28 protein-coding genes are annotated in these 26,041 nt (G+C 72.0%); 18 read left to right on the top strand and 10 right to left on the bottom strand.

Features of this window, described 5'->3' with window-relative positions:
• Nucleotides 1-38: 38 nt before the first annotated feature.
• Together OG494_RS08635 and OG494_RS08640 are read left to right on the top strand one after the other, a co-directional pair.
• Complete coding sequence (locus OG494_RS08635; RefSeq protein ID WP_328453681.1) at nucleotides 39-3,401, top strand: glycosylhydrolase-like jelly roll fold domain-containing protein; 3,363 nt, start codon at nucleotides 39-41, stop codon at nucleotides 3,399-3,401.
• A 357-nt stretch (nucleotides 3,402-3,758) separates the two neighbouring features.
• Nucleotides 3,759-4,319, top strand: coding sequence for a hypothetical protein (locus OG494_RS08640; protein ID WP_328453683.1), 561 nt, complete (start codon nucleotides 3,759-3,761; stop codon nucleotides 4,317-4,319).
• Between the two features lie 81 nt (nucleotides 4,320-4,400).
• On the opposite strand, the gene OG494_RS48340 is transcribed toward OG494_RS08640, so the two are convergent.
• Complete coding sequence (locus OG494_RS48340) at nucleotides 4,401-4,676, bottom strand: multicopper oxidase domain-containing protein (RefSeq protein ID WP_442874397.1); 276 nt, start codon at nucleotides 4,674-4,676, stop codon at nucleotides 4,401-4,403.
• A gap of 87 nt (nucleotides 4,677-4,763) precedes the next feature.
• On the opposite strand from OG494_RS48340, the gene OG494_RS08650 reads away from it, so the two are divergent.
• On the top strand, nucleotides 4,764-5,480 hold the full coding sequence (locus OG494_RS08650; protein WP_328453685.1) for a TetR family transcriptional regulator: 717 nt from the start codon (nucleotides 4,764-4,766) through the stop codon (nucleotides 5,478-5,480).
• A gap of 14 nt (nucleotides 5,481-5,494) precedes the next feature.
• Here OG494_RS08650 and OG494_RS08655 read toward each other — a convergent pair whose 3' ends face one another.
• The gene (locus OG494_RS08655; RefSeq protein ID WP_328453687.1) at nucleotides 5,495-5,836 is read right to left on the bottom strand and encodes a hypothetical protein; all 342 of its coding nucleotides are present in this window, start codon (nucleotides 5,834-5,836) and stop codon (nucleotides 5,495-5,497) included.
• Nucleotides 5,837-5,862: 26 nt separating this feature from the next.
• The gene (locus OG494_RS08660; protein WP_328453689.1) at nucleotides 5,863-6,456 is read right to left on the bottom strand and encodes an SRPBCC family protein; all 594 of its coding nucleotides are present in this window, start codon (nucleotides 6,454-6,456) and stop codon (nucleotides 5,863-5,865) included.
• A 91-nt stretch (nucleotides 6,457-6,547) separates the two neighbouring features.
• Between OG494_RS08660 and OG494_RS08665 the strand changes: the two genes are divergently transcribed.
• The gene (locus OG494_RS08665; RefSeq protein WP_328453691.1) at nucleotides 6,548-7,195 is read left to right on the top strand and encodes a TetR/AcrR family transcriptional regulator; all 648 of its coding nucleotides are present in this window, start codon (nucleotides 6,548-6,550) and stop codon (nucleotides 7,193-7,195) included.
• Between the two features lie 605 nt (nucleotides 7,196-7,800).
• Here the strand turns inward: OG494_RS08665 and ligA are convergent.
• On the bottom strand, nucleotides 7,801-9,792 hold the full coding sequence (gene ligA / locus OG494_RS08670; protein WP_328453693.1) for an NAD-dependent DNA ligase LigA: 1,992 nt from the start codon (nucleotides 9,790-9,792) through the stop codon (nucleotides 7,801-7,803).
• A gap of 10 nt (nucleotides 9,793-9,802) precedes the next feature.
• Nucleotides 9,803-10,693 (bottom strand): LysR family transcriptional regulator, encoded by an 891-nt coding sequence (locus OG494_RS08675; RefSeq protein WP_328453695.1) that lies wholly within the window; start codon nucleotides 10,691-10,693, stop codon nucleotides 9,803-9,805.
• 29 nt (nucleotides 10,694-10,722) lie between these two features.
• Here OG494_RS08675 and OG494_RS08680 point away from each other — a divergent pair, with 29 nt between their 5' ends.
• Together OG494_RS08680 and OG494_RS08685 are read left to right on the top strand one after the other, a co-directional pair.
• Nucleotides 10,723-11,868 carry an FAD-dependent oxidoreductase gene (locus tag OG494_RS08680; protein ID WP_328458905.1) on the top strand — a complete coding sequence of 382 codons (1,146 nt, stop codon included), beginning with the start codon at nucleotides 10,723-10,725 and terminating at the stop codon, nucleotides 11,866-11,868.
• A 140-nt stretch (nucleotides 11,869-12,008) separates the two neighbouring features.
• Nucleotides 12,009-13,055, top strand: coding sequence for a class I SAM-dependent methyltransferase (locus OG494_RS08685; RefSeq protein ID WP_328453697.1), 1,047 nt, complete (start codon nucleotides 12,009-12,011; stop codon nucleotides 13,053-13,055).
• 47 nt (nucleotides 13,056-13,102) lie between these two features.
• Here the strand turns inward: OG494_RS08685 and OG494_RS08690 are convergent, their stop codons facing one another.
• Nucleotides 13,103-13,234: a hypothetical protein gene (locus OG494_RS08690; RefSeq protein ID WP_328453699.1), complete on the bottom strand. Its 132-nt coding sequence runs from the start codon at nucleotides 13,232-13,234 to the stop codon at nucleotides 13,103-13,105.
• 186 nt (nucleotides 13,235-13,420) lie between these two features.
• On the opposite strand from OG494_RS08690, the gene OG494_RS08695 reads away from it, so the two are divergent.
• Nucleotides 13,421-13,975, top strand: a complete 555-nt coding sequence (locus tag OG494_RS08695) for a hypothetical protein (RefSeq protein WP_442874472.1) — start codon at nucleotides 13,421-13,423, stop codon at nucleotides 13,973-13,975.
• A gap of 45 nt (nucleotides 13,976-14,020) precedes the next feature.
• Here the strand turns inward: OG494_RS08695 and OG494_RS08700 are convergent, their stop codons facing one another.
• Nucleotides 14,021-14,605 (bottom strand): TetR/AcrR family transcriptional regulator, encoded by a 585-nt coding sequence (locus OG494_RS08700; protein WP_328453703.1) that lies wholly within the window; start codon nucleotides 14,603-14,605, stop codon nucleotides 14,021-14,023.
• Nucleotides 14,606-14,673: 68 nt separating this feature from the next.
• Here OG494_RS08700 and OG494_RS08705 point away from each other — a divergent pair, with 68 nt between their 5' ends.
• On the top strand, nucleotides 14,674-16,239 hold the full coding sequence (locus OG494_RS08705; RefSeq protein ID WP_328453705.1) for an FAD-dependent monooxygenase: 1,566 nt from the start codon (nucleotides 14,674-14,676) through the stop codon (nucleotides 16,237-16,239).
• Here the strand turns inward: OG494_RS08705 and OG494_RS08710 are convergent.
• Nucleotides 16,220-18,220 carry a glycoside hydrolase family 31 protein gene (locus OG494_RS08710; protein ID WP_328453707.1) on the bottom strand — a complete coding sequence of 667 codons (2,001 nt, stop codon included), beginning with the start codon at nucleotides 18,218-18,220 and terminating at the stop codon, nucleotides 16,220-16,222. The two genes, OG494_RS08705 and OG494_RS08710, sit on opposite strands and share 20 nt — an antisense overlap.
• 162 nt (nucleotides 18,221-18,382) lie before the next feature.
• On the opposite strand from OG494_RS08710, the gene OG494_RS08715 reads away from it, so the two are divergent.
• Nucleotides 18,383-19,147 (top strand): CPBP family glutamic-type intramembrane protease, encoded by a 765-nt coding sequence (locus tag OG494_RS08715; RefSeq protein ID WP_328453709.1) that lies wholly within the window; start codon nucleotides 18,383-18,385, stop codon nucleotides 19,145-19,147.
• A 97-nt stretch (nucleotides 19,148-19,244) separates the two neighbouring features.
• Here the strand turns inward: OG494_RS08715 and OG494_RS08720 are convergent, their stop codons facing one another.
• Entirely contained in the window at nucleotides 19,245-19,763 is a 519-nt protein-coding gene (locus tag OG494_RS08720) for a winged helix-turn-helix transcriptional regulator (protein WP_328453711.1), read from the bottom strand.
• Nucleotides 19,764-19,855: 92 nt separating this feature from the next.
• Between OG494_RS08720 and OG494_RS08725 the strand changes: the two genes are divergently transcribed.
• The 8 genes from OG494_RS08725 (at nucleotide 19,856) to OG494_RS08760 (ending at nucleotide 24,347) form a co-directional block, all read left to right on the top strand.
• Nucleotides 19,856-21,238 carry an MFS transporter gene (locus tag OG494_RS08725; RefSeq protein WP_328453713.1) on the top strand — a complete coding sequence of 461 codons (1,383 nt, stop codon included), beginning with the start codon at nucleotides 19,856-19,858 and terminating at the stop codon, nucleotides 21,236-21,238.
• Between the two features lie 146 nt (nucleotides 21,239-21,384).
• On the top strand, nucleotides 21,385-21,858 hold the full coding sequence (locus OG494_RS08730; protein ID WP_328453715.1) for an Asp23/Gls24 family envelope stress response protein: 474 nt from the start codon (nucleotides 21,385-21,387) through the stop codon (nucleotides 21,856-21,858).
• Nucleotides 21,855-22,220: a hypothetical protein gene (locus OG494_RS08735; protein ID WP_328453717.1), complete on the top strand. Its 366-nt coding sequence runs from the start codon at nucleotides 21,855-21,857 to the stop codon at nucleotides 22,218-22,220. The genes OG494_RS08730 and OG494_RS08735 overlap by 4 nt, the downstream gene beginning before the upstream one ends.
• Nucleotides 22,217-22,393 (top strand): hypothetical protein, encoded by a 177-nt coding sequence (locus OG494_RS08740; protein WP_328453719.1) that lies wholly within the window; start codon nucleotides 22,217-22,219, stop codon nucleotides 22,391-22,393. Before OG494_RS08735 ends, OG494_RS08740 begins: the two co-directional genes overlap by 4 nt.
• Before the next feature lie 2 nt (nucleotides 22,394-22,395).
• Nucleotides 22,396-22,776 carry an Asp23/Gls24 family envelope stress response protein gene (locus tag OG494_RS08745; RefSeq protein ID WP_328453721.1) on the top strand — a complete coding sequence of 127 codons (381 nt, stop codon included), beginning with the start codon at nucleotides 22,396-22,398 and terminating at the stop codon, nucleotides 22,774-22,776.
• Entirely contained in the window at nucleotides 22,773-23,303 is a 531-nt protein-coding gene (locus tag OG494_RS08750; protein WP_328453723.1) for a DUF6286 domain-containing protein, read from the top strand. The genes OG494_RS08745 and OG494_RS08750 overlap by 4 nt, the downstream gene beginning before the upstream one ends.
• A complete protein-coding gene (gene amaP / locus OG494_RS08755) occupies nucleotides 23,300-23,872 on the top strand; it encodes an alkaline shock response membrane anchor protein AmaP (RefSeq protein WP_328453725.1) in 573 nt (190 codons plus the stop codon). Before OG494_RS08750 ends, amaP begins: the two co-directional genes overlap by 4 nt.
• 82 nt (nucleotides 23,873-23,954) lie before the next feature.
• The gene (locus OG494_RS08760) at nucleotides 23,955-24,347 is read left to right on the top strand and encodes a hypothetical protein (RefSeq protein WP_328453727.1); all 393 of its coding nucleotides are present in this window, start codon (nucleotides 23,955-23,957) and stop codon (nucleotides 24,345-24,347) included.
• Here the strand turns inward: OG494_RS08760 and eno are convergent.
• Nucleotides 24,331-25,614, bottom strand: a complete 1,284-nt coding sequence (gene eno / locus OG494_RS08765) for a phosphopyruvate hydratase (protein ID WP_328453729.1) — start codon at nucleotides 25,612-25,614, stop codon at nucleotides 24,331-24,333. The two genes, OG494_RS08760 and eno, sit on opposite strands and share 17 nt — an antisense overlap.
• Nucleotides 25,615-25,807: 193 nt before the next feature.
• Between eno and OG494_RS08770 the strand changes: the two genes are divergently transcribed.
• Nucleotides 25,808-25,963: a hypothetical protein gene (locus OG494_RS08770; RefSeq protein WP_328453731.1), complete on the top strand. Its 156-nt coding sequence runs from the start codon at nucleotides 25,808-25,810 to the stop codon at nucleotides 25,961-25,963.
• Nucleotides 25,964-26,041: the final 78 nt, after the last annotated feature.

Genomic DNA, 26,041 nt, shown 5'->3' on the forward strand with positions numbered 1-26,041 from the left:
TGTCTTGAATCGTTTCAATCCACGGCGGGGGATCAACGGTGATCGAGAACGACCCTGTACGCACCACGGCGATCGGCGACTTCAGGCTCTCCCGGCGGCGGATGCTCGCGCTCGCTTCGGCCGCGGCCGTCGCCGGGACGGCCGGTGGCTGGGAGTTCGCCTACGCCACGCCGGAAACCAGTGCCGCGGCGGGCCGCTTCGCCGACCCGCGCCCGGATTCCCGGCCCACCGTGCTGTGGTTCTGGAACGGCACCGTCACCACCGCCCTGGTCGCCGACGGGCTGGCGGACCTGCGGGACAAGGGCATCCACGAAGTCCTGGTGTTCCCGTTCGACACAGCGGCCCTGAAACCGGCCTTCTTCACCGAAGACTGGTTCACGATCATCGAGTTCACCCTGCGCGAGGCGCAGCGCCGTGGCATGCACCTGTGGCTGTTCAACGACGACTACTTCCCGAGCGGCCGCGCCGCCGGGCTGGTCGTGGACGGCGGCAAGATCGGCGACCGGGTTTACCCGCCGCGTCCGGACCTGCGGCTCAAGGGTGTCGGGCACCAGGTCCTGACCGTCCCCGGCGGGGCCCCGGTGCCGCTGACCAGCCGGGGGCTTTCGGTGTCGGGTGGCCGGTTGCTGGTCGACGCCGCCGCCCGCGACGGCGTCACCCTGCTGCGCGACGGCGCCGGGTGGCAGGACTACGACGTCGTGGCGAAGGTGCGCGTGGAAAGCGCGACGGCCGGGCTCATGGTGCGCAGCACCGACGAGGGCAACGGCGTCCTCGCCGACCTGCGCACCGACGGCGCCGTCGACGTCTGGCAGCAGACCGGCGGCGCGTTCACCCAGGTCCGGGGCGGCACCCCGGTCCCCGGCTTCGACCCCGCCGCCGACCACGAACTGGCCGTGCGGGTCCGGGGGACGACCGTGACCGTGACGCTGGACGGCGTCGCGCAGCCCGCGGTGGACGGCCTGAAGTACGCGTCCGGCCGGGTCGGGGTGCGCGCGGTGGCGAGCCAGCGCTCGTCGTGGGACAGCCTGACCGTGCGCGACGCGGCGGGCGCGGCGCTGTACACGGAGACGTTCGACAGCGCCGCCGCCCTGGACGGCTTCGACCTGCCCGCGACCGGCGTCCCGCTGGTCGCCGCGGCCGCGCGGCCGGCGTCCTCGACGGATCCCGCCACGCTGGTGGACCTGACCGCGCAGGCCCGCGCGGGCGGCACGTGGACGCCGCCCGCCGGGACCTGGCAGCTGGACCTGTTCACCGTCCGCGACCTGAGCACCCCCACCGGTACCGGCCGCGCCTACCTCGACCTGCTCGACGACGAGGCGGTGCGCCTGTTCATCGACGCCGTGCCGGGGGAGTACGTGCGCCGGTTCCCGTGGGCGCCGGGCGCGGTGCTGCGCGGCTTCGCCGACGACGAGCCCTACCTCGCCTCGGCCGACGGGCCGTTCAACACGGTTCCGTGGTCGCCCACGCTGGACGCGGAACTGCACGCGCTCGGGACGTCACCGGGCATCGCGCTGACCGCGGTGCACGACGCCGGTCTCGGCAACGCCGGTCTGCGGCTGCGCGGTGTGTTCTGGCGCGCGGTGAGCAACCGGTTCGCGGCGGCGTATTACAAGAGCCAGGGCCAGTGGCTGGCCGGGCACGGCCTGAAGCTGATCTCCAACCCGCTGTGGGACGAGTACGGCCCGGGCGAGCAGCTGCGCAGCTCCGGCAACCTGAACACGAACAACCAGTGGGCGCAGGTGCCGGGCACCGACCTGATCTTCGACCACTACCAGCGCGGGTACCACCGCACGCTGTCGCGCTGGCCGGCCAGCACCGCGCACCAGCTCGGGCTGGAGCGCGTCTACCTGGAGGCGATGGGCGGCACCGGCTGGCAGGTCACGCCGTCGTTCGTCCGCGAGGTGGTCGGCGCGTTCGCCGTGCGCGGGGTCAACCACACGCTGCTGCACGCGCGGTTCAGCGACGAGAACCAGATCGTCTACCCGCCGCCGTTCCAGCCGGCCAACCCGTGGTGGGCGGTGTCCGCGCCGCTCAACGACTGGATCGGCCGGCTGATGGAAGCCTGCCGCGCCCCGGCGAAGGCCCGCACCGCGCTGCTGCAGCCGCAGCGCGCCGTCGAGTCCACACAGGACACCCCGGCGATGGCCGACCTCGACACGGCGTTCCTGAGCACCGCCCACGCCCTCGAAGACGTCCAGGTCGACTTCGACTTCCTGGACGAAGGCGCGCTCGACGCCGACCCGGCGCTGCGGACGCACGCCCGGCCCAGCGGCCCGAAGCTGGTCGTGGGGCAGCAGGGGTACGGGATCGTCGTGGTGCCCCGGACGCCGATCCTCGCCGTCGGTTCGGTGCGGACGCTGATCCGGTTCGTCCGCGGCGGCGGCACGGTGGTCGTCGTCGGCGAACCGCCGAGCCGCGAGGCCGGCGGAGACGACGCGGGCCTGCGGGCCGCGCTGGCCGAGCTGTTCCGCGCGCGCACAGCGGTCCGGGTGGCCGACCCGGTGGCGGCCGCGACGGCCGTGGCCACCGCGGGTGGTGCGGCGGCGGTGCTGGAACCGCGGCACGCCGACGTCCGGGTGCTGCGCCTCGAAAGCGACGGCCGGCCGATGTTCGTCGTGCTCAGCGAGCGCGCCGACGCCGTCGAGCTGACCGCGACCTTCCCGGCGACCGGCGTGCCCGAGGTGTGGGACCCCGACACCGGCACCACGGCACCCGTCGGCGTCTGGCGGCGGGCGCCGTCCGGGAGCACGGCGACCGTCCTGCGCTTGGAACCGAAAGCCACGCTGCTGGTCGTGTTCCGCGCCGGGCCGGAACCCGCGCACGCGGTGAGCGCGTCGGCGCCGGTGGAGCGGGTGCGTGCCGACGGCCGGGCCGCGACCTTGCGCGCGGTCGCCCCGGGACCGGTCAGCGTTACGGTGAATGCGGGCGGCCGGACGCTTTCCGGAACTGCCACGGTTTCCGATCCGCTCACGGCCATTCCGTCCGGCGGGGACTGGGTGTTCCGCTTCGATCGTCCGGACGCGCCGGCGACCGCGCGCCCCTTGGGTTCCTGGACCGACCTGGAACCGGCGTACTCCGGATCGGCTTGGTACGAAAAGGACTTCGATGTCACGGCCGCGACGTTGGCCGGTCGCAAGTGGACCCTCGACCTCGGCGACGTCCACGAAGTGGCCGAGATCGAGGTCAACGGGACCGCACTCGGGTCGCGCCTGTGGGCGCCGTACCGGCTGGACGTCACCGCGGCCCTGAAGCCGGGCCGCAACCGGCTGCGGGTGCGGGTCACCAACACGGGCGCGAACGCGCGCGGCGACGTGCTCGCGTCCGGTTTGCTCGGTCCGGTGAGCCTCCGGCCGTACCGCCTCGTCGACGTCTCACTGTCCCCGGCGGCCGGACCGCGCTAGCTCGCGTCCACATCGGACGGTGTGGTGATACACGCGGGCCGGAAATGTCCCAGAAAGGCGGGCGCGGCATTCAGTCGAATGGAAAAGGCCGTTCGGTCGAGGTCCCTTTTCCGGAGGCCGGGCGCCGGGTCGTGTTACAGTGTCCTTTGGGGACGGTGGGCAGGCGCCCTGCCACAGCAAATGCTCCGGGCGTGGGAAAAAGAGTGGTGTGGACGACTGGCCGCCGGATTGGTTACGGTCCGCGGCGGTGTCGATCAGTTGAGATTGCTCACGCCGGGATATTCCTGTTTTCGGGTTTCCGGTTCCGCTCACGGTGCACTCCTACGAGGTCGAACCACCCCTCGAAAGGAGCCTTCAGTGAGAATCGGAAAGCTCGGCCGCTCCGCGGTCGTCGCCTTGCTCGTCACCGGCCTCGTAGCCTTCTTCGCCGGTGCGGGAACGGCTTCCGCGGCTCCGGCCCCGGCCGCCCAGGCCGCTTCGGCGCTGACCGCGCCGATCACCGGCACGTTCACCGACGCGTCGGGCGGAACCGGTACGGCGGCGGGTACCTTCACGCCGACCGGCTTCACCACCGACGGCACCAGCACGCTCGCCGACGGTGTCGCCGACCTGACCATGGTCGACTCCGCCGGCCAGCAGGTCGGCACCGTCTCGCAGGCCGTCACCGTGCCGGTCGGCGTCGCGGCGGCGTCCTGCCAGATCCTCGACCTGGTGCTCGGGCCGCTCGATCTCGACCTGCTCGGCCTGGTCGTGCACCTCAACCAGGTGCACCTGAACATCACGGCCGACGCCGGTCCCGGCAACCTGCTGGGCAACCTCCTGTGCGCGATCGCGGGCCTGCTCGACCCGGGCCCCTTGAGCAACCTGCAGGCGCTGGTCAACCTGCTGAACCAGATCCTCGCGATCCTCGGCGGCTGACCATCCACATCGGACACCCCGGTTCGCCGGAGTGACGGAACGGCCCACCCGGAAACCCCGGGTGGGCCGTCGTCGTGTGCGCTACTGCGTCGAGAAGTCCGCCATCATCGCCATGTCCTCGTGTTCGAGGTTGTGGCAGTGCAGCATGTACCGGCCCGCGTAGTCGGTGAACTTCACCGCCACCTCGACCGCCTCCGACGGGCGGACGTCGACCGTGTCCTTCCAGTCCGCGTCGTACCGGCCCGGCGCCAGCGCGAAGAGCATGCCCGACATGCGGTGCGCGGCCAGCATCGAATAGTGGCCCTGCAGGAAGGCGCCGGCCGGCACCGGCTGCAGGCAACCGAGCACAGTCGCCACGACGGCGCTCGCCCGGAGCAGCACGAGCGCGCCGCGGAAAAATTACCGTAGCCGAAAATATCCGGGCGGTGCACTAAGTTGGAGCCCATGAGTCCGCGAACGGTGAACTGGGCGGCCTCGCGCACCCGGCGCAACGGGGAGTCCGAGGTCGAGGGGTTGCGAGAGCGCAAGAAGCGGCTGATGCGCCAGCAGCTCTCGGACACGGCGACGGAGATGTTCGTCGAGCGGGGTTTCGACGCCGTGCGCGTGGCGGAGATCGCCGAGGCGTGCGGGGTGTCGGAGAAGACCGTCTTCAACTACTTCCCGACCAAGGAGTCGCTGATCCTCGACCACCCGGACGCGGCGCTGACCGCGCTGCGGGCCGACTTGGCCGAGCCCGGCGTGTCCCCGGTCGAAGCGGCGCTGCGGATCCTCGCGGAGGAACGCGCCGCCGTCCTGTCCTGGCTCGCCGAGCAGGACGACCCGGCCGAGGCGATCACGAAGTCCCGGCGGTTCGGGCTGCTGATCGCGACCACGCCGGCCCTGCGCGCGCACCGCCTGGAGATGACCGAGCAGCTCGTCGTGGCCGCCGCCGAGGCCTTGGCCGAGCGGGCCGGGACCACGCCGGACGACCCGGAACCGCGGGTGCTGGCGACCGCGCTCGTCGCGCTCTGGCAGATCCAGTTCCGGTCGATGGCCAAGCACCTCGACGTCACCCGCACGGCAGAGCAGGTCGAGGACTTGGTCTCGGCCGACGTCGGGCGGGCGGCGGGACTCGTCGCAGCCGGGCTCGCGGCTCTCCCGGAGTTCGCGGGAGAAGCCTGAGCCCGGCTGGTCCGCTACTTCGTGACCGAACGACGGCGGGCGATGTGGTGCGCGACGGCGGTCGCGACGCCGACCGCGGTGAACACGCCGGTGGCGACCGGGCTCAGGAACTTCGACAGGCTCGGCGCGTCGCTCGGGCCGAGCAGCCAGACCGCGAGCGACCCGGCGTAGACGGCGGTCAGGGCGGCCGTCGGCCAGCGGACGGCGTGCAGGCGGGGTTCGCGCAGGGTGCCGGCCAGCACGACGACGATCGGGATCCCGGCGAGCAGGGCGAACTGTCCGGCGACGAAGACCGGGACGGCCCAGGCCGCGATCAGCACGGCGAGCGAGGTCTTGCGGGCGGTGGTGGTGGTCATCGTTCTCTCCTGACGGTTGCGGGGTTTCAGCAGGTTTCGGCGGCGGTCTTGAGCGCGGCCAGCCAGGCGTCGAGGCCCGGGGCGAGGTACCGGATCGCGGTGGCCGGGTCGGTCTCGATCTGCGCGCCGGTCCAGCTCTCCTCGGTGCTGACGAGGACGCCGCCCCGGACCGGGGTGAAGGTCCAGACGTGGACGCCGCGGTCGATGCTCAGGCCGTCACCGATCGCCGGCCCGGTCCAGCGGATGCACTGACCCGGCTTGACCTGCTGGACGGTCGAGGTGATGACGAGGGTCGTCGCCGGGGTGGTGGGCGTGGCGGGGGCCGGCGTCGTCCACCGGAACCGCGAGCCCGGCCGCAGCGGGCCCGGATCGAGCCGCTTCATGCTGGTGACGGCGTTCTGCCAGGACGGCCAGCCCTCGACGTCGGTGTGCCGTTTCCAGACGGTGCTCAGTGGCGCCTTGATCAGCGTCTCGGTCCGGTGGTGGAGCTGGGCGGCGGCGTCGATCCCGGCGCCGCGGCAGGTCAGGCTCGTCGCGGCGTCGGCCGGGGCGGCAGCGGTGACGCCGAAGATCCCGGCGGCGGCCAGCGGGATCGCGATCAGAGCGGAACGGAAGCGCATCGGATGCTCCTTGTTAGTGGTCGTTGTGTTGGTTAGAAGCTATAACTCTTCTGCTGTGAGTGTCAATAGGAAAAGTGATAGCCTCTAACTCATGACGGATCCAGCTGGTCAGAGCCCACGCGAGCGCTACCGGGCCCAGGTGCGCGCGGAGATCAAGCAGCACGCGTGGGAGCAGATCGCCGCGGCGGGCGTGCCGGCGCTGTCGCTCAACGCGATCGCCAAGCAGGTGGGCATGAGCGGCCCGGCGCTGTACCGGTACTTCGCGAGCCGCGACGAGCTGATCACCGCCCTGATCCGCGACGCCTACCGAAGCCTCGCCGACACGGTCCGAGAGGCCCGCTCCTCGGGCGCCGGGCTGGCGGAGCTGGCCCATGTCGTGCGGGACTGGGGGCGCAGTGACCCGCAGCGGTACTTCCTCATCTACGGCACCCCGGTCCCCGGCTACCACGCACCGGACGACATCACGGCGATCTCGTTCGAGGTCATGACGGTGCTCCTCGACGCGAGCGACGCGCTACCGGAGGACCGCCAGCAGACCCCGTTCGACACGCACTTAGAGACCCACCGCGACTGGGCCGCGAATCACCCGGCGGACGCCGCGACGTTGCACCGGGCACTGTCGTTCTGGACGCGCCTGCACGGCGTGCTGTCCCTGGAACTGGCCGGCCACTTCGCGGGCATGAAGTTCGACCCGGACCTGCTGATCGACGAGGAACTCAAGTCCCTGCTGGAAAACTGACCGGCCGCCTTGCGTACGGCGGGCGCTGTCGTGAGTGTTTAGGGGGGTTCTAACCCTCCTAAACACTCACGACGACCCACGGCGGAACTCGGCGGCGGGATCGGTGCTGGAGGCCTCGGGAACTGAGCGGCGAACATGTCCGCCGGAAGTAGCGAACTTGCTGCCTGGTGAGGTCAACTTGCCGTCGGGAGCGGCGAGGCGCGCCACTGTATGGGTGCGGGTCTGCCCGCCAGGTCAAAGCCGTGAGGGGCACCCTCATGGCTCTTGTGTCCCTGAGGGGTGCCCCTCACGGCAGGCCGGTTCGACGGCCCGCGGCCGACACGCTGCCGGGCGCGGCCAACACGTCCGCCGGGAGCGGCCAAGTTGCCGACTGGCGCGGTGAACTTGCCGCCGGGGGCGGCGAGGCGCGACACCGCACGGGGGCGGGTCGGCCCGCCAGATCAAAGCCGTGAGGGGCACCCTCATGGCTTTTGTGTCCCTGAGGGTGCCCCTCACGGCAGGCCGGTCCGACGGCTTGCGGCCGACCTGCTGCCGGGGAGCCAGCGTGCGACGGGAGCGCCGCCGACAGTGGCCATCATGCTGACCGGGCGACCCGGGGCCGGTGCTCAGACGATGCCCGCCGCGATCAGCATTGGCCAGATTTCACCCTGGTCGACTACCTCGACGCCGAACTTCTCCGCCTTCGTGAGCTTGGCCGCGCCGACGTCGGTGCCCGTGATGAGCATGTCCGTCGTCGCCGAGACCGAGGACGCCGTGGTGGCGCCCGCCTTTTCGCACAGGCGCTGGAATGTCGGGCGGGGGACCTTCTCGCCCGAGCGCGGGTCGTTGATGCCGCCGGTGATCACCACCGTCTTGCCCGCCAAGGGCGCGCCGGCCGCGACGACCGGGGGCAGGTCTTCCTCGCGGACGTCCAGCGAGACGCCGGCTTCGCGCAGCCGCTCGAGTTCGGGGCGCAGCCGGGTGAGGTGCTCGATCAGCGACGTCGCGACCTTCGGGCCGATGTCCTCCACTGCGACCAGGCCGTCGACGCCCGCGTCCAGGACGTCTTCCAGAGAGCCGAACCCGGCTCGGCACAGCCGGGCGGCGGTGCCCTCGGACGCCATCGGGATCGCGAGGCCGATCAGCGCGCGGCGCAGGCCGACCCGGCGGCTCGTGTCGATCGACTCGATCATGCGGGTGGCCGAGACCTCGCCGATGCGGTCGTACTCCAGCAGGGTTTCCTTCGTCAGCCCGTAGAAGTCCGACGGCTGTTCCAGGATCCCCGTCTCGGCCAGCCGTTCGATCCACACGCCGCCGATGGCGTCGATGTCCGCCGCCGCGCGCGAGGCCCAGTGGATCAACCGCCGCACGGTCTGGGCGGGGCAGGACACGTTGGTGCAGAACAGTTCCCGGCTGTTGCCCTGCTCGGTCAGCGGATGCCCGCACGACGGGCACACCGTCGGCGGCACGATCTCCTGCTCCGCGCCCGTGCGCTTCGACGCGTCGAGCACTCCGGCGACGAACGGGATCACGTCACCGGCGCGGCGCACCAGCACGGTGTCGCCGATCTTGATGCCGCGGGCGCGGATCACCTCCTGGTTGGCCAGCGTCGCGCGGGTCACCGTGGTGCCGCCCACGAAGACCGGCTCCAGCCAGGCGACCGGGGCGATCTTGCCCGTCTTGCCGACGTCCCAGACCACGTCGGCCAGCACGGTGGTCTTCTCCTCGGCGGCGAACTTGAACGCCAGGGCGCCACGCGGTGAGCTCGACCGGGTGCCGGCGGCGGCGTACGCGTCCCGGTCGGCCAGCCGCAGCACGGCGCCGTCGAGGTCGTAGTCCAGGTCGTTGCGCTGCTGCTCGATCGTGGTGATCACCGCCTGCGCGGCCTCCGCGTCGGTGCAGCGCCGCATGTCGGCCGCGGTGAACCCGAGGGTCTGCAGCGCGCTGCCGAGGTCGGTCTCCGCGCTGTCCGGGTCGGTGTAGAGGTCGAAGGCGAAGAACCGCAGGTTCCGCCCGGCGACGGTGGCCGGGTCCTTGGCCCGCAGGGTGCCCGCGGCGGCGTTGCGCGGGTTGATCAGCGGCTTGTCCGGGTGTGCGGTGTTGTAGGCCGCGAAGGTGGACCGCAGCATCACGGCCTCGCCGCGCACCTCGACGCGGCCCGGGGCGTCGAGCCGGTCCGGGATCCCGTCGGTCAGCGCGCGCACCAGCAGCGTCACGTCGTCGCCGGTCGTCCCGTCGCCGCGGGTGACCGCGCGGGCCAGCCGGCCGTTCTCGTAGACCAGCGCCAGCGACAGGCCGTCCAGCTTCGGCATGACGACCACCGGCTGGCCGGGGAAGCGCTCGAAGAACGCCACGACCTGCTCGGGCCGGGTCGCCTTCTCCAGCGACAGCATCGGGCGCGAGTGCCGGATCGGGGCGTGCAGCACCGCGGGCGCGCCCACCTGCTCGAGGGGGTTCGGGTCCGGGGCCAGCTCCGGGTTCGCCTCGACCAGGCCGCGCAGCTCGTCTTCGACGGCGTCGTACTCCGCGTCCGCCACCGTGGGCGAGCCCCGGTAGTAGGCGTCGCGCATGACGACGATCCGATCGGCGAGTTCCTGGATGCGTTCCCGAGCGTTCACGGCCCAGACGTTACCGGGGACCACCGACAGAAAGGACGTCCCGGATCGTGTCGCGCAACCACGTGTGGGCGGTGTCGCGTTCGTGGCGGGTGTGCCAGGCCAGCACCGCGGGGATTTCCGGCGTCGGCACGGGAAGCGGCCACGCGCGCAGCTCCGGCCCGAGCCCGGCGACGGCCATCCCGGGGACGACGGTGAGGAGCCCGGCGGCGGTCACGGCGGCCAGGGCCATCGCCAAAGTGGGCACGGTGAGAGAAACGCGCCGGGCGGTGCCGTGCGCCTCGAGGACGTCGTCGACGCGGTCGCGCCGGCGGCCGCGGCGGGAGACGACCACGTGCCCCACCGCGGTGAACCCGGCCGTGGTCGCCGGGTCGGCGGCCAGGTCGTGGCGGCCGACCGCGACCAGGGTGTCGGTCAGGACGGTCGCCGAGCGCACGTCGGCGGGGTGCGTCGTCTCGTCGGTCAGCCGGACGTCGACCGTGCCCTGGCGCAGCCCGTCGAGGTTGGTGTCCGCTTCGCCGAGCACGCGCAGGCAGACGCCCGGCGCGGTCGCCGCGACGCAGGCGGCGAGGCGGGGGACCAGGGCGCTCGCCACGACGTCGTTGCACTGCAAGGTGAACGTGCGCTCCAGGGTGGCCAGGTCGAGCTCGGTCTCGGGGACGAAGATCGTCCGGGCGCGCGCGACCAGCTGGTGCACCTCGCCGCGGATCTGCTCGGCGTAGGGCGTCGGCAGCATCACCCGGCCGGCGCGCACGAGGATCTCGTCGCCGGTCGCGCGCCGGATCCGCCCGAGCGTCCGGCTCATGGCCGGCTGGGAGAGGTGGAGCCGGTCCGCGGCGGCGCCGACGCTGCCCTCGTCGAGCAGGACGTCCAGCGCGACCAGCAGGTTCAGATCAAGATGCACGCAGGTAATGCTACAGATAGCGAGTATGCATTTGTCATTATGACGGCGTCGCCCTTGACTGGAGTCGGGAGCGAACGAAGGAGCGGGAGATGCACACAGTGATCGCGGGTGGCGGCCTCGTCGGGCTCACCACCGCCGCGGCCCTGCGGCGGATCGGGCACGACGTCACCGTCCTCGAGCAGGCGCCGGAAATCCGCGCCGCCGGGGCCGGGATCGGCCTGTGGGCCAACGCCGTGCGGGTGCTCGACGACGTCGGTGTCGACGTCCGCGCGCTGGGGCAGGAGATCACCGCGTGGTTCTTCGACCCGGCCGGAAAACCGTTGCGCGCCAACGGGTACGACGACAGCGACCACCGCTTCCTGCTGGTGCCCCGGCCGGCGCTGAACACGGTGCTCGCCGATGCCGTCGGCCGGGACCGGATCCGGCTTTCCGCCCGGCTGACCGGCTTCGAGGACCACGCGGACGAGGTCGTCGTCCACCTCGACGGCGGCGAGAGCCTGCGCGCCGACCTGCTGATCGGCGCCGACGGCGTCCACTCCCGCGTCCGCGCGCGGCTGCTGCCGGGCAGCGACGCCCAGGAGCACGCCGGGCACTACGCGTGGCGCGCGATCGTCCCGGCCGGGGACGAACGCCCCGAAGGCACCGTGCTGACCATCGGGACCGCCGGCACGCGCGGTGGGTACACCCGCGTCGCCGAGGGGCGGACCATGTGGATGGTCAACCAGTTCGAGACCGGGCCGCTGCCGGGAACCAGACGGGACCGAGCCCTGGCGCGCGCCCGCAACCTCGCCGACGCGGGCCGGCACGACGAGCTCCTGCGGATGATCGCGGCCACCCCCGAGGACACGATCCTGGAGAACCGGATCATGCTCGTTCCGCCGCTGCCGCACTGGACCGGTTCGCGCGTGGCCCTCATCGGCGACGCCGCCCACGGCCTGTCACCGCACATCGCCGCGGGCGGCACGCTCGGGGTCGAGGACGTCGGCGTGCTGCGGACGGCGCTGGCGACGTCGGACCCGACCGGGGCTCTCAAGCGGTACGAAGACTCTCGCAGGGCCCGGTTCGAGCGGGTCCGGGAGTTCTCCGCCGCGGTCGAGAAGGCCGTCGGTCCGGCCGATTTCGCGGAGCGGTACGCCGCTTTCAGCCACTGGATGCTGACCACCGCGCCGGGCTGAAGGAACAGAACGCAGTGGGCACGATCCGAGATGTCCGCCTCACCCGGCCGGCTTTTTCTTGCCAGAATCGGAGATATGGAGATCACGACCAGCAACGCGTCATACGTACTGATCGACGATGCTCGCCACCGGGGTGAGGCGTGAACACGACAGCCGCCACGTCCTACCGCGACGCGAAAGCCCACTACACCTCGCCCAAGCGCCGGGATCCGGTCAAGACCATGCTCGAAGAAGTGGTCTCGCACCAGGTCCTGCGCGACGCCGTCGGCCGGGTCCGGTCCCGGCCGGACCAGCCGCTGCGCGTGCTCGACATCGGGGCCGGCACCGGGGACGGGCTCGCCCTGCTCACCGAGCCGCACGGCGGCCTCGCCCCGGTGACCGACGACGGCCGGCTCGCCTACCTCGGCGTCGACCTCGATCCCGGGATGGTCGAGACGGCGCGCTCGCTGCACGCCGGGCGGCCCGCCGAGTTCGAGGTCGCCGACATGCGCGCCGAGCCCCCGGCGGGCGACTTCGACCTCTACATGTCTTGCGGGGTGCCCTATTCGCACCTCCCGCACGCCGACACGATCGAAGTCCTGACCGGCCTCATGCGGCGGATCGTCGAGACCCGCGACAGCGCGGTGCTGGTCGTCGACGTGCTCGGGCGGTACTCGGTCGAATGGACGCCACGCTGGCCGGAGACGCGGTGGGCGTACAACATGAGCTTCTTCGAGGGCGCGAACGAGACCGTCCACGACCAGATGAGCTTCTACGACCGCGGTTCCCTCGACGACGCCCTCGTCCAGGCCGCGATCGGCGCGGGCGCCCGGCTGGGCGCGGTGACCTTCACCGACCGGTCGATCCTGGCCGGCCGGCACACCGCCACCCGCGCGTTCAACCAGGGGATCCCGCCTTATCGCACGCTGCTCAACGAGCTCGCGCGCGGCGCCACCGACGTCACGGCCGCGCAGCTGCGCTTCAAACCGCCCGCGGGAGACGTCCCGCAGCGGGTCGAGACGTTCTTCGCGACGTTCGCCGAGCGCTGGAACGGCGTCCTCGCGTCGGCGGGGGAACTGCGCGCACCGGACCAGGCGAAGCGGCTGGCGCAGGCCCTGTTCGCGTGTGAACAGCAGTCCCAGCAGGGCCTGGGGGTCGGCCATTCCCTGATGGCCACGGTGGTCGTCGAGCGTCCGACCGGCGACTGAGCCGTGGGCGCGGGCCGCTCACCGGAGTGGGCGGCCCGCGCTCGTGCTCACTGGCAGGCTTCGCAGTCCGGGTCGTCGATGCGGCAGGCGGCACCGTCGGTGAGCGGGAAGTCGAAGTCGTCGAGCACGGGCACGACCGGCGCGGTGGACGCCTCCTGCGGCGTGGTGGTGGCGGACATGTCACTCCCTCGGATCGGAACGCTTTCTCTCCTGTGTTCAGCGCGGAAGATCGACAGGCATTCCGTGACGCGCGCCACACGGTCCCGCTCATCGAAACACGCGTGCGCGGCCGCTTGCCGGTCTTTGCTAGCTTCCCGGGAATGCGTGCACGGGTTCCGTTTGCAGCTTTCGTCCTGGTGCTGGTGATGTCGCTGCTCAGCACGGCGACGGCGAGCGCGTCGCCCGCCGGCTCGTGCGCGTGCGCGACCCCGTCGATCGACGGCTACCAGCAGTGGCTCGCCAGCGGCGAGGGCACGACGGTGCCGGCGACGGGCAGCCTGCTCGTGCGCGACCACGGCCGGTACGCGGCCGAGGTGAGCTTTCTCGGCGCCGAATGGCACGTGGCCGTCCTCTGGCTCGGCAACCGGTTCGAGGCGCAGGCCGACCTCTCCCGGTCGGCGGGCTTCCGGCTGACCTACAGCGCGACCGACGACCTCTACGTCCAGCTGCGCCCGGCGTCGCACTGGAGCGGCGGCGACAAGTGGCTGACGCTCGTGCCCTCGACGCACGGGAAGGTCGTGACGAAGTTCTTCAGCTTCGCGCCCCGCGCCTGGACGTCGCTGCCCGAACTGGGCACGCCGGCCTACTCGTTCGCTTCGGCGCTGACCGAGGCCCGCGGCCTGGTGTTCGTCGGCAAGACGCCGAACGTGCTGACCTTCCGCGGCCTGCACGTCGACGGTTACCGGCCGCCCTGCCTGTAGGCGCGCGCGGGCTCCGCATCACACCTTCGCCGACCGTGGCCGGACTCAACGGGGTGCGGCGGTCCAGCCGTGGGTGAGGATTGCGAACGCGGCTTCGGCTGTCGCGACCGGATCCGCGGCGCGCATCGCGAGCGCCGACGTCTCCAGGGCGAAGTGGGCCAGCGCGGCGCACCCGGGATCGTCTTCGGGGACGCCGGTTTCGGTGGCGAGGGCGCCTCTGAGCGCGTCCTCGTGGCGCATCCACATCCGGTGCCAGTAGCTGCTCAGCGCGGGCGTGCGGTGCACGAGTCCGAGGAACGCCGACGCGCCTTCGCTCGCGGCGCCCAGCCGGACGCGGGCGAGCGTGTAGTCCCGTAGCGCGTCCAGCACCGAGGTGGCGGGCGCGCGGTCGCGCACCGCGGCGATCAGGTCCTCTTCGACGGCGCCGTCGCGGTCGAAGACCAGGGATTCCTTGGTGGGGAAGTGTTTCTGCAGGGTCGTGGTGGACACGTCGGCGGCCTCGGCGATCTCGCGGACGCCGACGTCGTCGAACCCGCGCTCGAGGAACAGGCGCAGGGCCGCGTCGGCCAGCGCCCGGTGGGTGGCCGCCTTCTTGCGCTCGCGCCGGCCCGGCCCGGTCTCCGTGGTCATGGCTTGACGATATCACTAGTTGCACGGTGTACTGAGTTGTACCGTGTCACTTTTAGAGGGAGTCTTCCATGATCACACGTGTCCCCGTCCTGATCAGCGGCGGCGGGATCGCCGGCCTGACCGCCGCGTTGCTGCTGCGTCGCGAAGGGGTTTTCCCGGTCCTGGTGGACCGGCGCGACGGTGCGTCGCCGCAGCCGAAGGCGCGCCGGTTCAACCCCCGCAGCACCGAGTTGTTCCGCCTGCTCGGCCTGGCCGACGAGGTCGACGAGGCGAGCGCGCCACTGGCGGCGTTCAGCCAGGTGCTGACCGGCCCGACGCTGGCCGCGGCCCGCCCGCGGGAGCTGACCGACCTGCTGCGCGCCCGGCGGGGGCAGCAGGGACGGATGCCCGAACTGAGCCCGGGGCCGAACGTCCTGTGCCCCCAGGCCGTGCTGGAGCCGCTGCTGCGCCGGGCCGCCCGCGAGCGGGGCGTGTCCGTGCGCCTCGGCACCGAACTCGTGTCGTTCACCCAGGACGACCACGGCGTGACGGCACGGCTGCGCCCGGCGGACGGCGAGCCGTACGAGCTGGCCGCGGACTACCTGATCGCCGCCGACGGCGCCCACAGCCCGGTCCGCGAGGCGCTGGGCATCACCCGCAGCGGTCACGGCCACCTCGCCGACAACCTCGACCTGCACTTCCGCGCCGATCTCGCGGACCTGGTGCGGGACAAGCCGTTCAACCTCTGCCAGATCGAGAACCCGGTGGCCTCGGGCGCGTTCCTCTCGGTCAACGGCACCGACCGCTGGCTGTTCTCCACCGCCGACTTCCCCGACGCGGGCACCCTCGGCGACGGCGACTGGCAGGACCTCCTGCGGATCGTGGTCGGCGTGCCCGATCTCGACGTCGAGCTGCTCGGACGCTCACCGTGGGAGTCCGCGATGCGCGTGGCCGACCGGTTCGCCGACGGCCGGGTGTTCCTGACGGGCGACGCCGCGCACGTGATGCCGCCGATGGCCGCGGCCGGCGCCAACACGGCCATCGCCGACGCGGCCAACCTCGCCTGGAAGCTCGCCGCCGTGCTCGCCGGAAAGGCCACCCCGGCGCTGCTCGACACGTACGACACCGAACGCCGTCCGGCCGGCTACGCGATCGCCGAGGCGTCCAGCACGGTGATCGGGCACGTGGGCGACATGCTGTCCGCCTTCACCAAGGGCGGCGGGCTGCCGGGCGACCCGATGACCACGATGTTCGGCACCCAGTACGCGGAAGGCGCGTTCGTCCCGGACGGCCGCGACCCCGCACCCGCCGACCACTACGCCCCGGCGGGCCGGCCGGGCACCCGCGTCCCGCACGCGTGGCTCGACGCGACGACGTCCACTGTGGACTACGCCGGGCCGGGTCTGACGCTGCTCACCGGCCCGGACAACGGCCACTGGATCGCCGAGGCGGACCGGCTCGGGCTGCGGTGGGCCGAGGTATCGCACGAGGGCTGGCTCGCCGAGGTCTGCCTGCCCGCCGACGGTGCCTTGCTGCTGCGGCCCGACGTTGTGGTCGCGTGGCATTCGACGTCCGAGACGTCGCTGGCCGACGCGCTCACGCGGGTGCTCGGGTCCCGCGTGAGCGCCGGTCAGCTCAGCGGGACAGCGCGGTGATCAGCCCCGCGGCGCCGGGCGCGCCGAGGCGCACGAACATCGGGGTGGTGCCGAGCGGCGCCGGGTAGCCGCGCAGGGTGCGGCCGCCGAGTTCGACGCGGTGGGTGTTCGGGTCGAACCACAGACCGGCCGGCAGGACCACGTCTCGCGACGTGCCCGACATGATCACCGGCGCGGCCAGCAGAGCCGGGCCGAGCAGCCACTCGTCGTCGATCGTGTCGAAGCGGTGGTCGGCGGGGAAGTCGAAGAACACCGGCCGCATGATCGGGGTGCCGTCCGCGACCGCCTGCTTCACCTGCGTCTGCAGGTAACCGGCCAGCTTCGCGTGCGTGCGCACCGCGTCGGCGTACAGACGGGCGGTGTCGGCGGGGTAGGTCACCGGCTTGCCCGTGGTGGTGTCGACGGTCGTCACCGGGGACGTCGAGGCGTACATCAGCGGCATCAGCGATGCCGCCTGCGCCCAGCGCACCAGGACTTCCTTCGACGGCGGCGGCATGCTCTCGGAGCCGCCGATCATGTCGGTCTCGACGAACGGGTAACCGTCGGCAGAGATCGCCGAGGCCCGGCGCAGGGAGGTGCGCAGGCCGTCCCACGTCGTGTCCGCGTCGACCGCGCGGATCACGAAGCCGTAGCGCTGGTTGCCCCAGTGTGTGCGGATGCCGGCACCCTGCTGGTCGAACCGGTCGGTCATGTCCGCGCCGAGCTTCTGGTAGTCCTGCGGGGTCAGGCCGTTCGACGTCGCGCAGCTGTCGTCGAAGAACCGGGTGTCGAACTTGAAGCCGTCGACGCCGTAGTCCGCCATCAGCGTGCGCAGGTTCCCGGTGTACCAGTCGCGGGCCTGGGGGTTGCCGAGGTCGATGATCCCCGCCGTGCCGTTCCACCACTTCACGGTGCACGGCTCGGCGGGGTTCGCCTTGGCGTGCAACAGATAGCCGTGGTCGCGGGCGTACCCGTAGTTCGCCGAGTCGAGGTTGATCCAGAACGTCGTCCACAGCCCGAACTTCTGGCCCATGCCGTGGATGTCGGCGACGAGCTTCTTCGGGTCGGGGAACGTCTTCGCGTCGAAAGTCAGGTTGCCGTAGTTCGACTCCCACTTGTCGTCGAGCTGCACGGTGTGCCCGGCGACGTTCGCGGCCTTCAGGTCACGCGCCCACGCGACGACCTTGTCCTGGTCGATGTCCCGGTAGTACTGCGCCCACGAGTTCCACAGCGGACTGGCGTACTCGGCGTCTGTGGCGTCGCTCTTCTCGGGTTTGCCGACCTCGCCGACGTAGTCGTCGTAGACCGCGCGGCGGCTCGACTCGACGAACACCGTGCTCGAGTACTCCGCCGACCCGGTCACGGCGAGATCGGCGCGCCCGTTCGCCAGCGCGACCTTCATCGGCTGCGCGGTGCGGACGTACACCCCGACCGACTTCGAAGTGAAGAAGTACGGCTCCTGCATCATGTAGCTGGCCGGGGAGAACTCCGGTTCGTCCACCACGCCCGCCGAGAGCGGGTACGGCTGGACCTGGCCTTCGCTGGTCTCCCCGCCGCCGTACCAGTGTCCGGACGCCGCCAGGTCGAAGTGCGTCGCGCGGTCGCCGGCCGGCTCCCCGGCGACCGACCAGCTCAGGTCGAACCGGTCCGCGCGCGGCGTCAGCCGCAGGGTCACCGTCTTGCCCGCCGTGCTGCCGGCTTCGGCGACCACGGTCACGCCCTGCTTCGAGACGGACCGCACGCGCGTCGCCACCGCGTCGCCGAAGGTGAACGCGTCCGAGGCCGTGCGCAGCAGTGGCTCACCACCTCGCGAAACGGTGACGCCGAGGTGGGCGGTGTTGATCCGCACCTGGTAACCCGGGGCGTCGCCGCTGCGGGGGACCGTGAAGGCCGACGCCGTGAGCCGGTCCGCCGCCGCGGGCGCCGCGAGGGCTCCCGTGAGGGTCAGGGCGACGGCGCCGCACAGCAGCCGTCGAGGGGTTCCGCTGAGCCGTCGATGCACCCGAGCCTCCAGAAAGTGCGAGAAACTGCTCGTTTCTGCGTCCATTCGTGCAGGAGTAAGCAGACAGGCTGGCGGGGTTGCTTGTCAAGAGTTCGCGAGACCCGCGCCGTTGGGTCATGATCGGGACCCGAGCCCGCGGGGCTCCCGGCGGAGTGGAGTCGTATGTCGTCGCAGCCTGTCAAGGCCGGGAGCCGCGCGCTGCCGGTGTGGGCGTACCTCGCCCTGGTCGTCGGGTACGTGGTGGTGACCGGGCTGATCGGCTGGGCGGCGACGATCGGGATCGACGTCGCGTACGCCAGCCCGACCTCGCTCGACGAGGTCTGGCGCAGCCTCACGCTCCCGGTCGGCATCGGGCTGGTGCTGGTCGCCGTGGCGATCACGGCGCTGCGGTGGTGGCGGCCGGTGCTGACCGACGACCGGCCCGTGCAGCGCTGGGTGCTCGCCGTCCCGGTGATCATGGTCGTGGCGATCCTGCTCGCGACCGACTACGCCGGGCTCGCCGACCGCGGCCTCGGCTTCACGCTGCTGCTCCTGCTGAGCGCGTTGTTCGTCGGCTACGCCGAGGAGGCGCTCTTCCGCGGGATCGGCGTGACGGTCTTCCGCGCCCACGGCTTTTCCGAGGGCAAGGTCGCGCTGTGGTCGTCGGTCGTCTTCGGCCTCGCACACGCCGCGAACCTGTTCTCCACCGGCCCCAAGGCGCTCGTCCAGGTGCTGGTGGTCGCGGTGGCGGGCTACTTCTTCTACCTCGTCCGGCGGCGCTCCGGCGGGTTGCTGCTGCCCGGCCTGCTCCACGGGCTCTGGGACTTCTCGCTCATCTCGTCCGCGGTCGTCCCCGGTCGCGCGTACGCGGGTCCGATCGCGAGTGTGGTCGCCCTGATCGTGCTCGCGGTGCTCGTCCTCGTCCGGCGACGCCACATCGAGGTGTGACCCTCGGTCGCTCAGTCGTCGAGGGTGTGGTCGAGCGACTTCTACGACCACGACCGTGGTCGGCTGGTGCCGCGCGGCGCGTCAGGTTCCAGTGGTGTCAGTGGATCGGCTGCAGCAACGGCCGCGGGTCGGCCAGGACCGTCGTGATCGCGCTGTCCCGCGGTGACGGCGGGGGCAGGCCCGGGCCGGGGGTCATCACCGTGTCGGCGACCGGTACCTGCGCACCGCAGGTGACGCACGCGCCCGCCGGGGTCACCTCGCCGCCGCACGAACCGTGCACGAACACCCGCCGGCGGCCTTCGGGCGCGTAGTACTCGTCGCCCCACGCCGACAGTGAGCGGACGACCGGCCACAACGCGAGGCCCTTCGCCGTCAGCTCGTACTCGCTTCGCTTGCCCGGCCCCGGAACGCGGGTCAGGACCTCTTCGCGGACCAGGAACTCCAGCCGTTCGGTCAGCACCGCGCGGGGAGTGCCCAGGTGCTCCAGGAAGTCGCTGAACCGCCGGACGCCGAAGACCGCGTCACGCACGATCAGCAGCGTCCAGCGCTCGCCGACGATTTCCAGGGCGCGCACGATCGAGCAAGCCTGGCCGGTGTACTCGCGGGGGAGTGCCATGCCCCCAGTGTGCCACAGAAAGGTTCGGTGAACGAACAAACCGTGCTAGCCTCCGGGCAAAGAGTTCGGTCACCGAATCAACTGGAGTCCGCATGGACCGCCGCCCGGCCGCTGTGCTCGTCGCCTCCGGCGGCGGCACGCTACTCGCCATGTTCGTGTTCACCGCGCCGCTGTCGATCGTCCCGTCGGTGGCCCGCGGGCTCGGCGCCGGCGCGATCGCGACATCGTGGATCCTCAGCTCGATGAGCCTCGGCCTGGCGGTCGCGCTGCTGCCGGCCGGGGCGATCGGCGACGACTTCGGCCGGCGGCGCGTGTTCGCGGCCGGCGGGGGAGTGCTTGCCGCCGGATCGCTGCTGTGCGCGGTCGCGCCCGGGCCGGTGACCTTCATCGCCGGCCGGGTCGTCGAAGGGCTCGGGGCGGCCGCGCTGATCGCCTGCGGTCTCGCGGTGCTCGGGCACGCCTTCCCGGACGCCGCCGGCCGCGCCCGTGCCACCGGCGTGTGGGGCGCGTGCCTCGGCGCCGGCATCGCGACCGGTCCGGTGGCCGGCGCGGTCCTCGACCTCGCGGCCGGCTGGCGCACGCTCTACCTCGTCACGACCGTGCTGTCCGCGGGCGTCGCCGTGCTCGGCCGGGTCCTGCTCGAAGAGTCCGTCTCGGGCCGGGCGCGCAAGGTCGACGTCCTCGGGTCGCTGCTGCTCGGCGGCGGTCTCGCGGCGCTGCTCGCCGCGCTCACCGAAGGACGCCAGGGCTGGACGAGCCCGCTGGAGGTGACGCTGCTCGTCGCCGCGGTCGTCCTGCTCGCCGCGTTCTTCGCGCACCAGAACCGCGCCGAGGGCGGGATGCTCGACCTGACGCTGTTCCGCCGTCCGGCGCTGCTTTCGGCGACGACCGGCGCGTTCGTGGCGGGCGGCGGCGTCACGGCGTTGATGGCCTTCCTGTGCACGATGCTGGAGAACGGCCTGGCGTTCACCCCGCTGACGGCGTCGCTGGTGGTGCTGGTCTGGTCGGCGACCAGCGTGGTCTCGGCGCTGCTGACCCGGCGGCTGCCCGCGGCGTTCTCCGGCGGGGCGCGGCTGAGCGCCGGCCTGCTGGTGGTGGCCGCCGGGCTGGTGCCGCTCGCGTTCGTCACCCCGGGCTCCGGCGCGGGCCCGCTGCTCGGCGGGTTGCTGCTGGCGGGGATCGGGACCGGCGTGGTGAACGCGTCGCTGGGCCGCGAGGCGGTCGCGAGCGTGCCGCCGCACCGCGCCGGGATGGGGAGTGGCATCAACAACACGAGCCGGTACGTCGGCGCGGCGCTGGGCGTCACCGTGGTGACGGTGCTCGCGGTTCACCCGTCGGCGACCCCGGCAACAGACCTCGTCGCGGGCTGGAACGTCGCCGTACTGGTGGGAATCGCGCTGTCGGTGGCCGGCGCGGCGGTCATCGCCGCCCTGGGCGCGGCGGCGAAACGCGCCGGGGTTCCCGTCGCCCGGTAGCGCCGGCGGTCACCTGTACACGGGAGATGGGGGTCACACGATCGGGTCGTGACGATCTTCCCAGCGCGTTGTCTGTCCTGTGTGGAAGAACAATCAAGGGGCTTCCGCGACAACACAACGCATTCCCGATGTGCGAAGGAGACGTCATGACGAACGCCACCGCCACCAAGGTGCCCGCCCAGCAGGCACCGTCGGACCAGGCCAAGAAGAGCGGCGACGGCGCGCTGGTGACGACCGAGGGCGCCACGTCGATCGCCGACGTCGTCGTCCAGAAGATCGCCGGCCTGGCCACCCGGGAGATCCCCGGCGTGCACGCCCTCGGCGGCGGCGCCGCGCGGGCGTTCTCCGCGATCCGCGAGCGGATCCCGGGCGCGACCGCCTCGGCCGGGCAGGGCGTGTCGGTCGAGGTCGGCGAGAAGCAGGCGGCCGTCGACCTGCAGATCGTCGTCGAGTACGGCGTGTCCATCGCGGACCTGTCGCGTTCGGTGCGCCGCAACGTGATCACCGCCGTCGAGCAGATGACCGGCCTGGAGGTGGTCGAGGTGAACATCAACGTCGGCGACCTGCACCTGCCGTCCGAGGACGAGGGCGAGACCACCGAAACCGGCCGGGTGCAGTGAATCCCGAACCCGACGCCGCGCGGATCGCCGCCGCGGTCCGGATCGCGCCCGGGGTGACCGGGCTGCACGGCGGGCGGTTCGGCGAGATCGCCACGCTCGACCCGCCGCGGCGGATCGCCGGCGTCCGGGTCCGCGACGAGGACGTCACGATCGCGGTCACCACGCGCTACCCGCTGGTGGCCGCGGACGTCGCCGCCGCCGTGCGCACCGCCGCCGCCGTCGCGGGGCGGCCGGTGCACGTCGTGATCGCGGATCTGGCCGAGCCGGCCGGCGCCGCACCGGAGAGCACCGGACCGGAGATCCCTGCACCGGAGGTCCCCGTACAAGTGGTTGCCGCACAAGAGAAGGAGAGGGTCTCGTGAAGTCCACGCAGCTGGGCCTGCTGACCGGCCTCGTCCTGGGGCTGGCCGTCGCGTTCGGCGGCTTCGGCGCGTTCGCCGCGGTCGCCGTGCTGGGGGCGATCGGCTTCCTGGTCGGCCGCTACCTCGACGGCAAGCTCGACCTGTCGCAGCTCGCCGGCCGCGATCGGGGCTGAGCGTGACTGCCACCCTGACCGCGCCGGTCGCCGAGCGCGGCGTGCTGACCATCTCGGCGCAGGCGGTCGAACGGCTGGCCGCCTGCGCCGTGCTCGAGGTCGACGACGTCGGCGGCGCGGCCGGCCGGGTCCTCGGCGTCAGCCTGAGCGGTGAGGACCTCGACCACTCCGCGAAGGTGAGCGCCCACGTCGGCGACGGGACCGTGACGCTCGACGTCCGGATCTCGATCGTCTACCCGGCGTCGGTCGCGCGCACCACCGAGCGGGCGCGCGAACACCTCGTTTCGCGCGTGGAGGCGCTGACCGGGCTCGCGGTGACGCGCGTCGACCTCACGGTCACCGCCCTGCACACCACCGCGGGCCCAGTACGGAGGGTCGAATGAAACGCCGTCCCCGCCGGAGCGTCCCGGCCGTCCTGACCGCGGTGGTGGTGCTGGCCGCGTGCGTGCTCGTCGCCGTCGTGGCGGTCCAGCTGATCCTCGGCGAACGTCCGTGGGTGAGCCCCGACGCGGTCGCGTCCCGGCTGCACGACCTGCGCTGGACGGACGTGCTGCCGGCCGTGGCCGGGGGCGTCGTCGCGCTGCTCGGCCTGGTCCTGGTGCTCGGCGCGATCCTGCCGGGGACCCTGACCGTGCTGCCGCTGGGCGGATCCTTCGACGCGGGCGCCGCTCGCGGCGGCTACCGCTCGACCCTGCGCGCCGCCGCGGCGGGCGTCGACGGTGTGTCCGGCGCCGCGGTCAAGCTCGGCACCCGGCGCGTGAAGGTCCGGGTCGAGACGGCCCGGACCCGGACCGAAGGCCTCGCCGACGCCGTCCGCGAGGCGGTCGGCCACCGGCTCGACCAGGTCGGCCCGGCCACCCGGCCGGCGATCTCGGTGCGAGTCCGCGCTCCCCGGAAGAAGGCGTCATGACGAACCTGAACCGCCCGGCCCGGCTCAACCGCGTCCTGCTCGGCCTGGTCGGGCTGGTGCTGCTGGCCGCGGGCGGGTTCGCGGTCGCGACCCACTTCCGGCGCCTGACCGTCGTCGATCCCGAGGCGCCGCTGGTCCCGGGCACGGCCATGCCGCCGACGTGGGTGCTCTACGTCGCCGCCGCGGTGGCCGTGGTGCTCGGGCTGCTGGTGCTGCGCTGGCTGCTCGCCCAGCTGGCGCGTCGCCCGCGGACGCAGACGTGGCGCTTCGAGTCCGACCCGGACGGCGGCCGGACCGAGCTGGCGGCCGACGCCGCGGTGGCGCCGTTCACCGAGGAGCTCCGGACCTACCCGGGTGTGCACCAGGCCCGCGCCACGCTGGCCGGGACCCGCGAGGACCCGACGCTGGCGCTGGTCGTCTCGGTGGAGCAGGACGGCGATCCCACGGAGATCCGCGAACGCCTGGAGACCGAGGGCCTGCCCCGGCTGCGCCAGGCGCTCGACCTCGACGCGGTGCCGGTCGCCATCGAGTTCCGCTTCACCACGTCCGCCGGCCCGCGGATCCGCTGACGCGGCTTCCTGAGCCGGATGGGGCCGTATCGTGCCTGTTCGGTGGCTGTAAGCCGCGGCCGCGGTGACTTAGCGTGGAGGGATGGAACCGTCGGCAGGCGGGCTCCTGGTCACCGGGGACCGGGTCCACGGCGTGCGCCTCTGCGACGTCCTGCGCGAAGGCCCGTTGCCGGGGGACACGCGGCACAAGATGGCGAGCCTGACGGTCGTCGTGCCGGCGGTGGCCGAGGACGGCTTCCAGGTCGTGCTGTCCCTGGCGGAACTGGACCCGGAGTTCGGCGTGTGCGCGGCCTTGCCTGCGACCCGGTACAACGGCGAGCTGCCGGCCCGGCCGACGCTGGTGCTGCCGAGCGACCAGCGGGCGAGCCGGTACGTGCGGGGACTGGCCCGGCTGCAGCTGATGTGCGTCGGCGGCGATCCGGTCCGGAACGGCACTCGCGGTTCCGGACCGGATCGGGTCAGCGGCGGCCGCTGATGGTCGACGCGCCGGCGTAACGGGCTTCGGCGCCGAGCTCCTCTTCGATGCGGATGAGCTGGTTGTACTTGGCGGTGCGGTCCGACCGCGACAGCGAGCCGGTCTTGATCTGGCCGCAGTTGGTGGCCACGGCGAGATCGGCGATCGTGGTGTCCTCGGTTTCGCCGGACCGGTGCGACATGACGGCCGAGTAGCCCGCCTTGTGCGCGGTCTCGACGGCGTCGAGCGTCTCGGTGAGCGTGCCGATCTGGTTGACCTTGATCAGGATCGAGTTGCCGATCCCGCGCTCGATGCCGTCCTTGAGCAGATTCACGTTGGTGCAGAACAGGTCGTCGCCGACGAGCTGCACGCGGTCGCCGATCCGGTCCGTCAGCTGCTTCCAGCCGGCGAAGTCGTCCTGCGCCAAGCCGTCTTCGATGGAGACGATCGGGTACTTGGCCGTCAGCTCCGCGAGGTAGGCGACGTGCTCCTCGATGCTGCGCTTGCGGCCTTCACCGGTGTAGTCGTAGACCTCGCCGTTGTAGAACTCGGACGCGGCCGGGTCGAGCAGCAGCGCGATGTCCTCACCCGGCTTGTAGCCGGACTGCTCGATCGCGCGCAGGACGAACTCGAGCGCTTCGTCGGCGGAGCTGAGGTTCGGCGCGAAGCCGCCTTCGTCGCCGACGTTGGTGCCGTGCCCGGCTTCGTGGAGCGACTTGCGCAGCGTGTGGAAGACCTCGGAGCCCATCCGGACGGCGTCGGCGAAGGTCTCCGCGCCGATCGGGCCGATCATGAACTCCTGGAAGTCGATCGGGTTGTCCGCGTGCGCGCCGCCGTTGATGATGTTCATCATCGGCATCGGCAGCAGGTGCGCGAACACGCCGCCGACGTAGCGGTAGAGCGGCAGCCCGCTGGCGGCCGCGGCGGCCTTGACCACCGCGAGCGAGACGCCGAGCGTGGCGTTCGCGCCGAGCCGGGCCTTGTTCGGGGTGCCGTCGAGGGCGATCAGCGCGCGGTCGACCTCGGTCTGCGACTCGGCGTCGAGCCCGACGACGGCCTCGGCGATCTCGGAGTTGACCGCGTCGACGGCCTTGCGCACGCCCTTGCCGTGGAACCGCGACTTGTCCCCGTCACGCAGCTCGACCGCTTCCTTCGTGCCGGTGGAAGCGCCCGACGGCACGGCGGCCCGGCCGAGCGAACCGTCCGCCAGCTCGACGTCGACCTCGACGGTCGGGTTGCCCCGGCTGTCGAGGACCTGGCGGCCGTGGACCCGGACGATGGCTGTCATTTCGCTCCTCGATGAGTTGGTGCCGCAACACGCTTACGGTGCAACAGCTACAGGCGCGGCGCCACGGTGAGCCGCGAAACACGGGGGAGACTAGCAGAATTTACTGAATCGATCCTGAACTTTTCCCTGCGAAGGGATTGATTCCGTTGCTGCTCAAGGTGCTTCCGGTGCCGATCCGCGGATCGTGGGCAGTTTGCCGACCACCATCGACGAGTTCCCGGCCACCGTCATCTTCAACGTCAACGGCGCACAGCAGTGTGCGGGCACCCCCGGTGCCGGCGGCAGCACGTACGACAAGGCGTCCCTGTTCTGCGCGGGTTTCGTGGGGCCGGGCTCGCGCATCGGCTGACCTGTGCGCGTCCGGCTCGGACAACTGAATCATCCTTGACAAATTTTCTTGTCGGTGTGACGCTCTGCTCGTCAGCAA

It is taken from the genome of Amycolatopsis sp. NBC_00438, from assembly GCF_036026695.1.
GTDB lineage: Bacteria > Actinomycetota > Actinomycetes > Mycobacteriales > Pseudonocardiaceae > Amycolatopsis.